11 protein-coding genes are annotated in these 13715 nt (G+C 59.7%); 4 read left to right on the plus strand and 7 right to left on the minus strand.

Going from position 1 to position 13715, the window contains the following annotated elements:
• Positions 1 to 75: 75 nt before the first annotated feature.
• The 5 genes from ACRER8_RS25840 to ACRER8_RS25860 all read right to left on the minus strand — a co-directional run bounded on the left by ACRER8_RS25840 (position 76) and on the right by ACRER8_RS25860 (position 3930).
• Complete coding sequence (locus ACRER8_RS25840) at positions 76 to 612, minus strand: DUF3299 domain-containing protein (protein ID WP_431749004.1); 537 nt, start codon at positions 610 to 612, stop codon at positions 76 to 78.
• An 81-nt stretch (positions 613 to 693) separates the two neighbouring features.
• Entirely contained in the window at positions 694 to 939 is a 246-nt protein-coding gene (locus ACRER8_RS25845; RefSeq protein WP_110948315.1) for a GlsB/YeaQ/YmgE family stress response membrane protein, read from the minus strand.
• A gap of 285 nt (positions 940 to 1224) precedes the next feature.
• The gene (locus ACRER8_RS25850) at positions 1225 to 2307 is read right to left on the minus strand and encodes a 5-(carboxyamino)imidazole ribonucleotide synthase (RefSeq protein ID WP_431749005.1); all 1083 of its coding nucleotides are present in this window, start codon (positions 2305 to 2307) and stop codon (positions 1225 to 1227) included.
• A gap of 7 nt (positions 2308 to 2314) precedes the next feature.
• Positions 2315 to 2806: a 5-(carboxyamino)imidazole ribonucleotide mutase gene (purE, locus tag ACRER8_RS25855; RefSeq protein WP_074754780.1), complete on the minus strand. Its 492-nt coding sequence runs from the start codon at positions 2804 to 2806 to the stop codon at positions 2315 to 2317.
• Positions 2807 to 3018: 212 nt separating this feature from the next.
• Positions 3019 to 3930: a LysR substrate-binding domain-containing protein gene (locus ACRER8_RS25860; protein ID WP_431749006.1), complete on the minus strand. Its 912-nt coding sequence runs from the start codon at positions 3928 to 3930 to the stop codon at positions 3019 to 3021.
• A gap of 336 nt (positions 3931 to 4266) precedes the next feature.
• Between ACRER8_RS25860 and ACRER8_RS25865 the strand changes: the two genes are divergently transcribed.
• The 3 genes from ACRER8_RS25865 (at position 4267) to ACRER8_RS25875 (ending at position 8469) form a co-directional block, all read left to right on the plus strand.
• The gene (locus tag ACRER8_RS25865; RefSeq protein WP_431749007.1) at positions 4267 to 5691 is read left to right on the plus strand and encodes an aspartate ammonia-lyase; all 1425 of its coding nucleotides are present in this window, start codon (positions 4267 to 4269) and stop codon (positions 5689 to 5691) included.
• A gap of 288 nt (positions 5692 to 5979) precedes the next feature.
• Positions 5980 to 7434: an alanine/glycine:cation symporter family protein gene (locus ACRER8_RS25870; RefSeq protein WP_431749008.1), complete on the plus strand. Its 1455-nt coding sequence runs from the start codon at positions 5980 to 5982 to the stop codon at positions 7432 to 7434.
• A gap of 30 nt (positions 7435 to 7464) precedes the next feature.
• Entirely contained in the window at positions 7465 to 8469 is a 1005-nt protein-coding gene (locus ACRER8_RS25875; RefSeq protein ID WP_431749009.1) for an asparaginase, read from the plus strand.
• A gap of 264 nt (positions 8470 to 8733) precedes the next feature.
• On the opposite strand, the gene ACRER8_RS25880 is transcribed toward ACRER8_RS25875, so the two are convergent.
• A complete protein-coding gene (locus tag ACRER8_RS25880) occupies positions 8734 to 9615 on the minus strand; it encodes a bestrophin family protein (protein ID WP_431749010.1) in 882 nt (293 codons plus the stop codon).
• Between the two features lie 213 nt (positions 9616 to 9828).
• Here ACRER8_RS25880 and tkt point away from each other — a divergent pair, with 213 nt between their 5' ends.
• A complete protein-coding gene (gene tkt / locus ACRER8_RS25885; protein WP_431749011.1) occupies positions 9829 to 11940 on the plus strand; it encodes a transketolase in 2112 nt (703 codons plus the stop codon).
• Between the two features lie 232 nt (positions 11941 to 12172).
• Here tkt and ACRER8_RS25890 read toward each other — a convergent pair whose 3' ends face one another.
• On the minus strand, positions 12173 to 13384 hold the full coding sequence (locus ACRER8_RS25890; RefSeq protein ID WP_431749012.1) for a YeeE/YedE family protein: 1212 nt from the start codon (positions 13382 to 13384) through the stop codon (positions 12173 to 12175).
• Between the last annotated feature and the right edge of the window lie 331 nt (positions 13385 to 13715).

Raw genomic sequence — 13715 nt, forward strand, 5'->3', positions numbered from 1 at the left:
GAGTTCAAGGACGCCGGCGCCGGCAAGTCGTGCCGCTAGAGCAATTACGATTAGATTCAGGTTCGCCACTACGCCTTACAAATCCGCCTCAGTCACCACCCGAACCTTCGCCGCATCCAGCGCATAGGCCGCATCGGCCATATCATTGCTTACTTTCTCGACCTTCAACGTGCCGACCACCCACAACGGCGTGTAGATATCGTCGATTTTCAGGCCTTTGGGGTAGCGCACCAGCACCAATTGGTTGGGTGGCGGTGGCGGGACGTGGATACAGGCGCCGGGGTACGGGACCAGGAAGAACAGGGTGCTGTGCCCCTTGGCGTCGGTTTCGAGCGGAACCGGATAGCCGCCCAAGCGAATGTGCTTGCCGTCCATGGTCGCGACAGTCTTCGTCGAATACATCACGGCAGGCAAGCCTTTGCTCTGCTTCAATCCGCCTTTGCTGTCGAACGTACCCTGCGCTTCCGGAGAGTTGTGGTCGATTTCGGGCATGGCTTCGAGAGCTTTCTGATCCGATTTTGGCATCAGTTCCAGCCAGTCGGTTTCAGGCAAATCGGCGGCGCGCGCCAGTCCACAGACCAGCAGCAGGGAAACGAGGAGGAGGTGACGCATTGAGGTGCTCGGCAGATGGAGTTGAGTGCCGCGCATTCTAGCCCCTCTGCGCCGCATTAGCGCAGAGGGCCAGATTCACTTTCATTTCTTTTTGATCAAGCCGTAGATCACCAGCAGGACGACCGCGCCGACCAGCGCACCGAGGAAACCCGCGCCCTCGCCCGCCTGATAGATACCCAGCGCCTGGCCACCATAGGTCGCCACCAGAGAGCCGGCGATACCCAGAATAATGGTCATGATCCAGCCCATGCTGTCGTCGCCTGGCTTCAGAAAGCGAGCCAACAGACCCACGATGAGGCCGATGAAGATGGTTCCAATGATTCCCATGCCATGTCCCTCTGTTTTGAATGAATATGCCAAAGCCTAGTCGGCTATTGGCAACACGCTATGAGAGAGGTGTGTGGAGGGAATGGTTCAACGCAACGCAAAGATGGGATAGCCAGGGATGCCCGAACGTCGCTGATCCGAAGGGCACGATAAATGATCTGTGGGAGCGAATTCATTCGCGAGAGGGCGGCTCAGGCAACAGGGATGTGTTGAATGTACCAGCCAATCGCGAATGAATTCGCTCCCACAATGGACAGATGCGCATCAGTTGCGCCGCCATCGAGCTTAGTTTTTGATCAATGCCTCAACCAGCTTCACCTGACGATCCAGCGTCGCGCGGTCCTTGCTGCGCACGGTGGCGTGGCCTACCTTGCGGCCGGTCTTGAAGGCCTTTCCATAGTGATGCAGGTGGCAGTCGTCGATGGCGATGACCTGCTCAACGGCCGGCACTTCACCGATGAAGTTGAGCATGGCGCTCTCGCCCACCTTGGCGGTCGAACCCAACGGCAGGCCGGCAACGGCGCGCAGATGGTTTTCGAACTGGCTGCATTCGGCGCCTTCAGTGGTCCAGTGACCGGAGTTGTGAACGCGCGGGGCGATTTCGTTGGCTTTCAAACCACCATCGACTTCGAAGAACTCAAAAGCCAGTACGCCAACGTAATCCAGCTGCTTGAGCACACGACCGGCATAGTCTTCAGCCAGGGCCTGCAACGGGTGATCGGTGCTGGCGATCGACAGACGCAGAATGCCGCTGTCATGGGTGTTGTGCACCAGCGGATAGAAGCGGGTTTCGCCATCGCGGGCGCGCACGGCGATCAGCGAGACTTCGCCCGTGAACGGCACGAAGCCTTCCAGCAGGCAGGGCACGGTGCCCAGTTCGGCGAAGGTGTCGACGACATCGGCCGGCGTGCGCAGGACCTTCTGGCCCTTGCCGTCATAGCCCAAGGTGCGGGTTTTCAGTACGGCAGGCAGGCCGATGCTGGCGACTGCGGCGTCCAGGTCCGCCTGCGATTGAATGTCGGCGAACGCAGGCGTCGGGATGCCCAAATCCTTGAACATGCTCTTTTCGAACCAGCGATCACGTGCAATGCGCAAGGCTTCGGCGCTCGGGTAAACCGGCACGAACTGCGAAAGGAACGCCACGGTTTCAGCCGGTACGCTTTCGAATTCGAAGGTCACCAGATCCACTTCATCAGCCAGCTGTCGCAAGTGATCCTGATCGCCGTAATCGGCACGCAGATGCTCGCCCAGCGCAGCGGCGCAAGCGTCCGGTGCAGGATCGAGGAAGGCGAAGTTCATTCCCAGCGGGGTGCCCGCCAATGCCAACATGCGACCCAGCTGGCCGCCACCGATTACGCCGATCTTCATGAAAACCTCAGGCCTCGCGTGGGTCTGGATTGTCCAGAACGCTGTCTGTCTGCTCAGTGCGGAATTTTTTCAGCACTGCGTGGAACTGCGGGTGCTTGGCGCCCAGGATGCTGGCCGACAACAGTGCGGCGTTGATCGCGCCAGCCTTGCCGATAGCCAGGGTCGCGACTGGAATCCCAGCAGGCATTTGCACGATGGAGAGCAGCGAATCGACGCCCGACAGCATCGACGACTGCACCGGCACGCCCAATACAGGCAGATGGGTTTTGGCAGCGCACATGCCCGGCAGATGAGCAGCGCCGCCAGCACCAGCGATGATCACCTCGATGCCACGGCCTTCGGCCTCTTCGGCGTACTGGAACAGCAGGTCCGGCGTGCGGTGGGCCGAAACCACTTTGACTTCGTACGGAATGCCGAGCTTTTCCAGCATGTCGGCGGTGTGGCTAAGGGTGGACCAATCGGACTTGGAGCCCATGATCACGCCAACCAGTGCGCTCATCGTCGTGCCTCTTCATCGGGCGCCCGCAGGCGCGTCTAAAAACAACAAGCCACGCGGGAAAACCGGCGTGGCTTGTCGTACGAATTATGACCAGTGCAACCGGCCAAAGGCCGCGCAGTATACCGCAAAGAATGGCGTTTAACAGGAGGCTGACGACCTCCTGTCAGCCGATCGTTCGTGGCCGTGAGGCCCCGTGTTTACTGACCTTAAGGTCAAGTGCCGGACTGTGCCGCACCGCTTTCGAGCTTGCGCCACAACAGTCGCACATTGGCCTTGCGCACGAGCGCGCAGCGATACAGGCGAATCTCCAGCGGTACATGCCATTGAGCACCGCCACAAATCACCAGCTCACCGCGTTCAAGCTCGGCGGCGATACTGAGGCGAGGCACCCAGGCGATACCCAAGCCTTGCAGCGCCATGCCTTTGAGGCTATCGGCCATCGCGGTCTCGTACACGGTGGTGAAGCGCAGGTTGCGCTGGCGCAGCAGCAGATTGACCGAACGCCCCAGGAACGCACCGGCGCTGTAGGCCAGCAACGGCACGCTGTGTTCGCCTTCCAGGTCGAACAACGGCTTGCCCTCCGCATCGGTCGAACACACGGGCAGCATTTCGGTCATGCCCAGATGCAGCGACGGAAAGATTTCAGCGTCCATTTGCAGCGCAGCGTCCGGGTCGTAGAACGCCAGCATCAAGTCGCAGCCTCCTTCACGCAGCGCATGCACGGCGTCGCCAACGTTGGTGGCCACCAGCCGCGTGGCGATGTTCAAGCCTTCGTTTCGCAGCTGTGCGATCCAGCGCGGGAAGAAGCTCAGGGCTAGCGAGTGCGCCGCTGCAATCTGCATGACCTCACCCTGCCCGCTTTCCAGATGATGCAAATGGCGCAGCACCTCGCCAAGTTGATCGACCACCGTCCGCGCAGTGACCAGAAACAACTGCCCCGCCGCGGTCAGCTCAATCGGCGTGCGTGAACGGTTGACCAATTGCAGCCCCAGCGCCGCCTCGAGGCTGCGAATTCGCCGACTGAATGCCGGTTGCGTGACGAATCGCCGCTCCGCTGCTTGGGAAAAGCTTCGGGTCGCGGCCAGAGCGCTGAAGTCTTCCAGCCATTTGCTTTCCAGGTTCATCATCTTCTCCAGAGCTGCTGGTCTTGCGAGTGCGACTATGCGTCTTTATCCGATTGGATTGCTGTCAGCGACTTCATTCGCGAGAGGGTGGTACATCCGACACATCGCCGTCAGCTTTTCCACAGCATCGCGAATGAATTCCTCGCACAGGAGCAGTCGGCGCATGGCAAGCATTAGCCACCCGCCTCACACGCTCCACGTCATCTGAACGTCACATCCACATTATGCCGTTTGTGCATAGGCTAGCGCGTAACAGCATTGGTTCGCAATCGCCCACAAGCCTAGTATTAAAGGCGTTCCGGCTCAGTCCGTGCCTCTCTTGAGACTTTCTCTATCATGTCCTCCGCTGCATCATTTCGCATCGAAAAAGACCTGCTTGGCGTCCTCGAAGTACCCGCAAACGCGTATTACGGCATCCAGACGCTGCGTGCGGTGAATAACTTTCACCTCTCCGGCGTTCCGCTTTCGCATTACCCGAAACTGGTTGTCGGTCTGGCCATGGTCAAGCAGGCGGCCGCCGATGCGAACCATCAGTTGGGCCACTTGAGCAGCGAGAAGCACGCCGCGATCAGCGAAGCCTGCGCACGCCTGATCCGTGGTGATTTCCACGAGCAGTTCGTGGTCGACATGATCCAGGGTGGCGCCGGTACGTCCACCAACATGAACGCCAACGAAGTAATCGCCAACATCGCACTCGAAGCGATGGGTCATGCCAAAGGCGAATACAAATATCTGCACCCGAACAACGATGTGAACATGGCGCAGTCCACCAACGATGCCTACCCGACGGCCATTCGCCTGGGTCTGCTGCTGGGCCACGACGCCCTGCTCGCCAGCCTCGACAGCCTGATTCAGGCATTCGCGGCCAAGGGCCAGGAATTCAATCACGTGCTGAAGATGGGTCGTACTCAGCTTCAGGACGCCGTGCCAATGACGCTCGGCCAGGAATTCCGCGCCTTCGCCACCACACTGACCGAAGATCTCAACCGCCTGCGCAGCCTGGCGCCTGAGCTGCTGACCGAAGTGAACCTGGGCGGCACCGCCATCGGCACCGGCATCAACGCCGACCCCGGTTATCAGTATCTGGCGGTAGAGCGTCTGGCGATCATCAGCGGCCAGCCACTGGTTCCGGCGGCCGACCTTATTGAAGCCACCTCCGACATGGGCGCCTTCGTGCTGTTCTCCGGCATGCTCAAGCGCACGGCGGTCAAGCTGTCGAAGATCTGCAACGACCTGCGCCTACTGTCCAGCGGCCCACGTACCGGCATTAATGAAATCAATCTGCCAGCGCGTCAGCCGGGCAGCTCGATCATGCCAGGCAAGGTCAACCCCGTGATTCCGGAAGCGGTGAACATGTGCGCCTTCGAAATCATGGGCAACGACCTGGCCCTGACCGTCGCTGCCGAAGGCGGGCAATTGCAGCTAAACGTGATGGAGCCGCTGATCGCCTACAAGATCTTCGACTCGATCCGCCTGCTGCAACGCGCCATGGACATGCTGCGTGAGCACTGCATCGTCGGTATCACCGCCAATGAAGTGCGCTGCCGCGAACTGGTGGAGCATTCGATCGGTCTGGTGACCGCGCTGAACCCTTATATCGGTTACGAAAACGCCACCCGTATCGCTCGCGTCGCGCTGGAAACAGGTCGTGGCGTGCTGGAACTGGTGCGCGAAGAGGGTCTGCTCGATGACGTGATGCTCGCCGACATCCTGCGCCCTGAAAACATGATCGCTCCACGATTGGTGCCGCTGAAGGCTTGATCGGCTCCATTTTTTACCTGCTACACAATCACCAGGCTGAGGGCCTAGACACCCCTCACCCTTTTGAGGGCCGGAAGTAGACACTTCTAGGCCCTTTTTTTTGCCCGAATGATTGGTGGTTGAAGGCTGTAGCAAGCTCACTCCCACAAGGCCGTTGCGTTCTGCCCCCACGTCGACGGACTTGTCTGAATTTGCCGACGAAACGAGCTTAAAAGCAGAAACGGTTTACAGACTCCGATAACGCGCACCGGTATAGTGCCGCCCCTCTAAAAAAGCGAGGAAACATCAATGCTCGAAGTCATCAACGACTTCCTCTCGGGAAAACTGCTGATCGTGCTCATTGTCGGGCTCGGTGGATATTTCACGATTCGCTCGCGTTTCGTTCAGTTACGTCACTTTTTTCACATGTTCGCTGTCTTTCGCGACAGCCTGCGCAGCAGCTCGGGTCAGTTGAGTTCGTTCCAGGCCTTGATGTTGAGCCTTGCCGGTCGCGTCGGCGCCGGTAACATCGCCGGTGTCGGGATCGCCGTCACCCTCGGTGGCCCGGGCGCCGTATTCTGGATGTGGGTCACTGCCCTGGTCGGCATGGCCAGCAGTTTCTTCGAATGCTCCCTCGGCCAACTCTACAAACGCTGCGACTCCGAAGGCCAGTATCGTGGCGGCCCTTCTTTCTATATTCAGCACGGCCTGGGCAAGCGCTGGCTGGGCATGGTCATGGCGCTCCTGCTGCTGGTGACCTTCGGCTTTGCATTCAACGGCCTGCAATCCCACGCCGTCACCCATTCGCTGAATGACGCGTTCGGCGTATCCCCGACGTATTCCGGCCTTGGCCTGGCGGTGCTGTTGGGCCTGGTGTTCATTGGTGGAATCAAACGCATCGCCGCCGTGGCTGACCTGCTGGTCCCGGTCAAGACCTTGATCTACATCGCCGTCACCCTGTACGTGATCGGCGTGCAGTTCGAACACGTCCCGCACATGCTGATGACCATCGTCAAAAGCGCGTTCGGTATGGACGAAGTGTTCGGCGGCCTGATCGGCAGTGCGATCGTGATGGGCGTCAAGCGCGGCGTGTTCGCCAACGAAGCCGGTCTCGGCAGTGCGCCGAACGTCGCTGCCGTTGCCGAAGTTCAGCACCCGGTTGCGCAGGGCGTGGTTCAGGCGTTCAGCGTATTCCTCGACACCTTCGTCATCTGCACCTGCACCGCCCTGCTGATTCTGCTATCGGGTTTCTACACCCCAGGTTTCGAAGGCGACGGCATCGCGTTGACGCAAAACTCGCTGGCGGCGGTAGTGGGCGATTGGGGCAAGCTGTTCATCAGCGTGGCACTGGCGCTGTTCGTCTTCACCTCGATTCTTTACAACTATTACCTGGGCGAGAACAGCTTGCGCTTCCTGCTGGGCGAGAGCCGCAAGGCTTTGATGGGCTACCGCGCACTGGTGCTGGCGCTGATCCTGTGGGGCGCCGTCGAAGACCTGGGCACCGTGTTTGCCTTTGCCGATATCACTATGACCCTGCTGGCGTTCGTCAACCTGATTGCACTGGCGATGCTGTTCAAGATCGGTTTGCGTATCCTGAGCGACTACGATGCACAGCGTAAGGCGGGCATCAAGACGCCGGTCTTCGACTCCAGCCAATTTCCTGATCTGGATCTGGACTTGAAAGCCTGGCCCAAACCGGGTCACGAAGCGACAGCGGCCACGCCTGCGACGACGGGCGGCAAAGCAATCGTCGGCGCACCTTAACCCTACGAAAGTCAGCCCAGGGAGACACGCATGAATCGCGACAACCACGCAGCGGCCAAGCAAGTGATGGTGCTCTACACCGGCGGCACCATCGGCATGCAGGCCAGCGAAAACGGCTTGGCGCCCGCCTCCGGTTTCGAAGCACGAATGGCCGAGCAATTGGCCGGGCAGCCTGCGCTGGTGGTGCCGCAGTGGCAGTTTCGCGAGATGTCTCCCCTGATCGACAGCGCCAACATGACCCCCGCCTACTGGCAGCGCCTGCGTGAGGCGGTGGTCGATGCTGGCGAGGTTCAGGGCTGCGACGCCGTACTGATCCTGCACGGCACCGACACCCTGGCTTACAGCGCTGCGGCGATGAGCTTTCAACTGTTGGGCCTGAATGCGCCAGTCGTGTTCACCGGCTCCATGCTGCCAGCCGGCGTGCCGGACAGCGATGCGTGGGAAAACGTCAACGGTGCGCTGCAAGCCTTGGGCAAAGGTCTGCCATCAGGCGTGCACCTGTACTTCCACGGCGAGTTGATGCAGCCGACACGCTGCGCGAAAATCCGCAGCTTTGGCCGCAACCCGTTCGCCGCGCTCAACCGCGCACGCGGCGGAGAGACGGTCGGAACGTTACCCGCGGCGCTGGATTATCGTCAGCCGAAACAACTGGCCAGCGTGGCGATATTGCCATTGTTCCCCGGCATCGGCGCCGCGCAACTGGACGGCCTGATCGATAGCGGCATCCAGGGCCTGATCCTGGAATGCTTCGGCAGCGGCACCGGCCCCAGCGACAACCCGGAGTTTCTCGACAGTCTGCAACGCGCCCACCAACAAGGCATATGCGTGATCGCAATCACCCAATGCCACGAAGGCGGCGTCGAGCTGGACGTCTACGAAGCCGGCAGCCGCCTGCGCGATGTCGGCGTGCTATCGGGCGGCGGCATGACCCGCGAAGCGGCATTCGGCAAACTGCATGCGCTGTTGGGAGCTGATTTGCCGCCTGATGAAGTGCGTCGGTTGGTGGAGGTGGATGTGTGTGGGGAGTTGCGGTAGATCCTTGCCTCAGATGATCGCCTGTAGACCCTTAACAGTTACGCTGCCCCCCGTCGCCACATGGCGCATAGCTTGGCGCGGACGCGGGTCTGGACCAGGATCAAGTCCGGCATCTGATCCACGATTGGATCGCGCGAACTTCAAGGTATTCCAGATCAGGATCACGTACCTATAGAACGGCTTGCTGGCATGCGTCAGGTCAGTCGACATCATCGTCAATGACCCACCGCGCTCGCCAGCAAGCCGGTTCCTAAAGACTGTTTATTACCGCTGTTTTTCCGACGCATCGCGCAACATCGAATTCAAATTTCCCGAGATGTTCGCGCACAGCGCCTTCATCTGAATCTCATGCTCGGACGCCTTGAAAGGGCTCTGCAGATCGGTGCCGATCCTTTCGATCGCCAGCAGCATGAAGCCCACTACGGTCGACGCCAGCGGCGTAAACCAACCCAGTGTTTCTACCAGACCGATCGGCACGATGATGCAGAACAGCGTGATGAACAGCCGTGGAAAGGTCACGTATGGATAAGGCAGCGGCGTGTTGGCGATACGCTCCATGCCGCCTTGGCAATTGGAGATTTCCACCATGGTCGACTCAAGCCGCGCCAGGCGAATACTGTCCAGGCGCCCGGCCTTGTACTCTGCGGAGATGATCGCAGCAGACTCGTTGAGAATGTCATTGGGGAAGTTGTTGGTGCGTTTGCGCCGGTCGTACTCTTCTCGGGGAAGCATTGCCGTCACATCCTCGCCGCAATCGCCGCCCTTGAGGTGCGCTGACAGGCACTCCACGTAGGCCACGTGACGACGAAGCAGTACGGCCTTTACCGGATTGAGATGGCCTTCGTCGTCGATCAAAGTCAGTACTTGCCGGGCGAAGCTACGGGAATTGTTGACCAGCGCGCCCCATAACGTGCGCGCCTCCCACCAGCGGTTGTAAGCGCTGGAGTTACGAAAACTGGTGAGCACCACCAGCGCCGAACCGAGTAGTGTCAGCGGCATCGACGGCAAGGTGATCTTGCGCTCCAGATACAACATGAAATCGACTGTGACGATCACGTCCCAGATCAACAGCCAGAAAAGCGACCAACCGATGTAGGTAAACGTCCTGATCATGGCGCGATATTTCTTGATGATCGTTTCCTGCAAAAGCCACCCCGTTCTGTAAACCATTGGCCAGGCAACAAGCACCGACCTCAACCGCATTCGAATGCAGCTGATCCACATGGTTCGCGACTGAAACATTTCAGCGATAAATCGATGGCCCCAGTCGGATGACAGAGATTTCATGGAACGAACCCGCCACGCCTGCGCTCAACAACTATCTGGATGCACCAGCCATACGTCACGAGGAGAAAGTTAATGAGCTCGTCTGCTACGTCTCACTCCACCGATCGACCTGTCGCAGCGCACACATTCAAAGAGCACGGGGATCGCGACCAACTGACCATCAACACCATTCGCACCCTCGCCATGGATGCCGTGCAGAAGGCCAACTCCGGCCACCCCGGCACTCCGATGGCCTTGGCTCCAGTGGGCTACACGCTTTGGAAAGATTTCCTGCGCTATCACCCGGAGCATCCTGACTGGCCAAACCGCGATCGTTTCGTGCTGTCTGTCGGGCATGCCTCGATGCTGCTCTATTCGCTGCTGCATCTGGCCGGTGTGATTGAAATCGACGAGCACGGCAAACCGTCCGGCAAGCCAGCCATCAGCCTGGAAGATATCAAGCAGTTCCGGCAGATGGATTCGAAGACGCCTGGTCACCCGGAATACCGCATGACCACCGGTGTCGAGACCACCACTGGCCCGCTGGGTCAGGGCTGTGCGAACAGCGTCGGCATGGCCATGGCCGAACGCTGGCTGGGCGAGCATTTCAATAAGCCTGGCGCGACGCTGTTTGATTACAACGTCTACGTGCTGTGCGGCGACGGCGACATGATGGAAGGCGTTACCGCCGAAGCGGCCTCGATTGCTGGCCATTTGAAGTTATCGAACCTGTGCTGGATCTACGACAGCAACACCATCAGCATCGAAGGCCATACCGAATTGGCCTACAGCGACGATCCGCTTAAGCGTTTCGAAGGCTACGGCTGGAAAACCTTGCACGTGAAAGACGCCAACGATGCAGCAGCGCTGGCCAAGGCGATTCAGACCTTCCAGCAAACCAACGACGCACCGACCTTGATCGTGGTCGACAGCGTGATCGGCTATGGCTCACCGAACAAGCACAATACCGCGTCGGCCCACGGCGAACCGCTGGGCGAAGACGAGATCAAGCTGACCAAAAAGGCCTATGGCTGGGACGAAAACAGTAGCTTTTTGGTACCTGAAGAAGCACGCCATTACCTGCGCGATGCGCTGTTGGAACGTAACGGCGCTGATTACAAGGCTTGGCAGGAGACGTTCGCCCGCTTCGAGAAAGAGCAGCCGGCGCTGGCCAATGAACTGCAGCGCATGCGCGCCGGTGAGATGCCAGAGGGCTGGCGCAACACTGCGGTCAGTTTCGACGCCGACGCCAAAGGCGTTGCTACGCGAGCCTCGGGAGGCAAAGTGCTTAACGGTTTTGCCCAGCAAATCCCTTGGCTGATCGGGGGTTCAGCAGACCTTTCCCCGTCCACCAAAACCAATCTGACCTTCGAGGGTGCAGGCAGCTTCGAGGCTGGCAGTTATGGCGGTCGCAATTTGCATTTCGGTGTCCGCGAACACGCGATGGGCTCGATTGCCAACGGTCTGGCGCTGTCCTACATCCGGCCGTACACCTCGACCTTCCTGGTGTTCAGCGACTACATGAAACCGCCGATCCGTCTGGCCTCGATCATGGAATTGCCGGTGATCTTCGTCTTCACCCATGACTCCATTGGGGTTGGCGAGGATGGCCCGACTCACCAACCTATCGAACATCTGACGCAGCTTCGCGCCACGCCGGGGTTGGTGACATTGCGTCCGGGTGACGCAAACGAAACCGCCGAAGCCTGGAAAATCGCATTGGCGCAGACCAATCGGCCGACCTGCCTGGTGCTGTCCCGCCAACCGCTTCCAACGCTGGATCGCTCGAAATATGCCAGCGCCGAAAACCTCGCCAAAGGTGCGTATATCCTGGCTAACGCGGTAGAAGGTAAGGTCGATGTGATTCTGATCGCTACCGGCAGCGAAGTCGGCATGACCGTCGAGGCATTCGAGAAGCTCAAGGCCCAGGGCGTTGCCGCACGCGTGGTCTCGATGCCGAGCTGGGAGCTGTTCGAGGATCAGGACAAGGCTTACCGCGATGAGGTGCTGCCGCCAGACGTGAAAGGGCGTGTGGTGGTGGAACAGGCAGGGCCCGTGGGCTGGGATCGGTACGTCGGTCAGACTGGCGAAAAAATCGTGATGAACACTTTCGGCGCCTCGGCACCGATCGAGAAGTTGCAGCAGAAGTTCGGGTTTACGGCTGACAACATCGTCAAAGTCGCCAAAGCCCAAGCCGGGAAGTAGTAACTTGCAGGAGCGCGCTGGCTCGCGATTGGTGTGTTGTCCGCAAACAGCCATGTTTCCGACACGACGCTTTCGCGGGCAAGCGTGCTCTTACAGCAGGCGTTTGATAGATCCCGGTACAACCAGGCGCCGGCTTGCTGGCGAACGCGTTGGATCAGTTACAAATAGGCTGACCGGCACGCCAAAGTTCGCCAGCAAGCCGGCTCCTACAGTGTTGAACTATCGATTCAAATCAACACGCGCTCAAGACGACTGGACGCCGTTCGCCTTCAAAGAAGAACGGACGAATGCGCAGGCCCACCGCATTGCCCGCAAACGCCGCGATCAACCACAACCAACCGTGAAGGCTTCCCGAAGCGATGCCGCTGAAATAAGCACCGATGTTGCAGCCGTAGGCCAGACGCGAGCCATAACCCAGCAGCAAACCACCCAGCACCGCAGCGACTAGCGAACGTGTCGGAATTTTCAGGCTTGGCGAGAAACGTCCTGCAAGACCGGCTGCCACCGCCGCACCCAGCATAATGCCGATGTCCATCACGGTGGTGATGTCTTCCCACACCGGAGCCGCCAGCGCCTTGGCGTTAGCCGGGATTTGCCAGAACACCCAGCTGCCGACATCCACACCCATACTGCTTGCGACCTTCGCGCCCCACAGCGCAAATGCCGAGGTGATACCCCAAGGGCGGCCAGCCAGCGCCAACGTCGCGTAGTTGAGCAACGCCAGGGCGATCGCGCCCCAGACCAGCGGCCACGGACCGCGCAGGAAACGACGCATGCCCACATGCTCGCTGGTAACAGCTGCCTCCAGTTCGCCATGACGGCGTTTTTCCAGCCTGATGCTGACCAGAGCAATCACGCCGAATAGCGCCAGACTCATGATCAGAGCGGGGACGACGCCGAAGGTTTTGACGATGGAGGTCGCCGGGAAGGACGGCAGCGAGAACCACCAATCAGCGTGATGAGTGGCGATCACCGAGCCGATGATGAAGAACAGCAAGGTCACCAGCATCCGCGCGTTGCCACCACCGACTGTGAACAAAGTGCCCGAGGCACAGCCGCCGCCCATCTGCATGCCGATGCCGAAGATAAATGCGCCGAAGACTACGGAAATTCCCGCAGGCGCGACCAGCCCGGTCACTGGGGAGCCAAACAGCGTGCCAGCACCCAGAGCCGGGAAGAACAGCACGACGGCGACGGCCAGCATCACCATCTGCGCCCGCAGACCAGCGCCGCGCCGCTCGTTGATGAACACCCGCCAGGCGGAAGTGAAGCCGAATGCGGCGTGGTAAAGGGTCAACCCCAATGCTGAGCCGACAACCAGCAACAACACTTGTTTACCGCCGACAGCGGATTGAAGGAACAGACCGCCGACTATCAGCAGAATGAGGGCGATCAGCGGCGTACCGAACTTGCGTTCCGGCGTCGCGGAAAGTGGGAGGCTCATGGGCGTCTCTCAGGAAAATGGATTGCGATGGCGGGCGAGTATACCTGCGCAATGCCGAGTATTGAGCCCGGACGCGTATCCCCTGTGGGAGCGAATTTATTCGCGAGAGGCCAGCACATCCGATAAATCTTCGTCGGCTGTACCCCCGCATCGCGAATGAATTCGCTCCCACAAGAGGACCGCGTTTGCTACGCGACAGCGCCGCGCGTTGGCAGCAGGGGCATTGGCTCAATGCTAGGTCTTGAGCCAGGACACATATCCCTGTGGGAGCGAATTCATTCGCGAGGGGCCAGCACATCCGATAAATCTCCGTCAGATGTACTCCCGCATC

It is taken from the genome of Pseudomonas sp. (assembly GCF_050739935.1).
Lineage (GTDB): Bacteria > Pseudomonadota > Gammaproteobacteria > Pseudomonadales > Pseudomonadaceae > Aquipseudomonas.

Coding starts and splice junctions, on each gene's coding strand:
- ACRER8_RS25840 (WP_431749004.1), bottom strand. CDS start 612: ATGCGTCACCTCCTCCTCGTTTCCCTGCTGCTGGTCTGTGGACTGGCG.
- ACRER8_RS25845 (WP_110948315.1), bottom strand. CDS start 939: ATGGGAATCATTGGAACCATCTTCATCGGCCTCATCGTGGGTCTGTTG.
- ACRER8_RS25850 (WP_431749005.1), bottom strand. CDS start 2,307: ATGAAGATCGGCGTAATCGGTGGCGGCCAGCTGGGTCGCATGTTGGCA.
- purE (WP_074754780.1), bottom strand. CDS start 2,806: ATGAGCGCACTGGTTGGCGTGATCATGGGCTCCAAGTCCGATTGGTCC.
- ACRER8_RS25860 (WP_431749006.1), bottom strand. CDS start 3,930: ATGAACCTGGAAAGCAAATGGCTGGAAGACTTCAGCGCTCTGGCCGCG.
- ACRER8_RS25865 (WP_431749007.1), top strand. CDS start 4,267: ATGTCCTCCGCTGCATCATTTCGCATCGAAAAAGACCTGCTTGGCGTC.
- ACRER8_RS25870 (WP_431749008.1), top strand. CDS start 5,980: ATGCTCGAAGTCATCAACGACTTCCTCTCGGGAAAACTGCTGATCGTG.
- ACRER8_RS25875 (WP_431749009.1), top strand. CDS start 7,465: ATGAATCGCGACAACCACGCAGCGGCCAAGCAAGTGATGGTGCTCTAC.
- tkt (WP_431749011.1), top strand. CDS start 9,829: ATGAGCTCGTCTGCTACGTCTCACTCCACCGATCGACCTGTCGCAGCG.
- ACRER8_RS25890 (WP_431749012.1), bottom strand. CDS start 13,384: ATGAGCCTCCCACTTTCCGCGACGCCGGAACGCAAGTTCGGTACGCCG.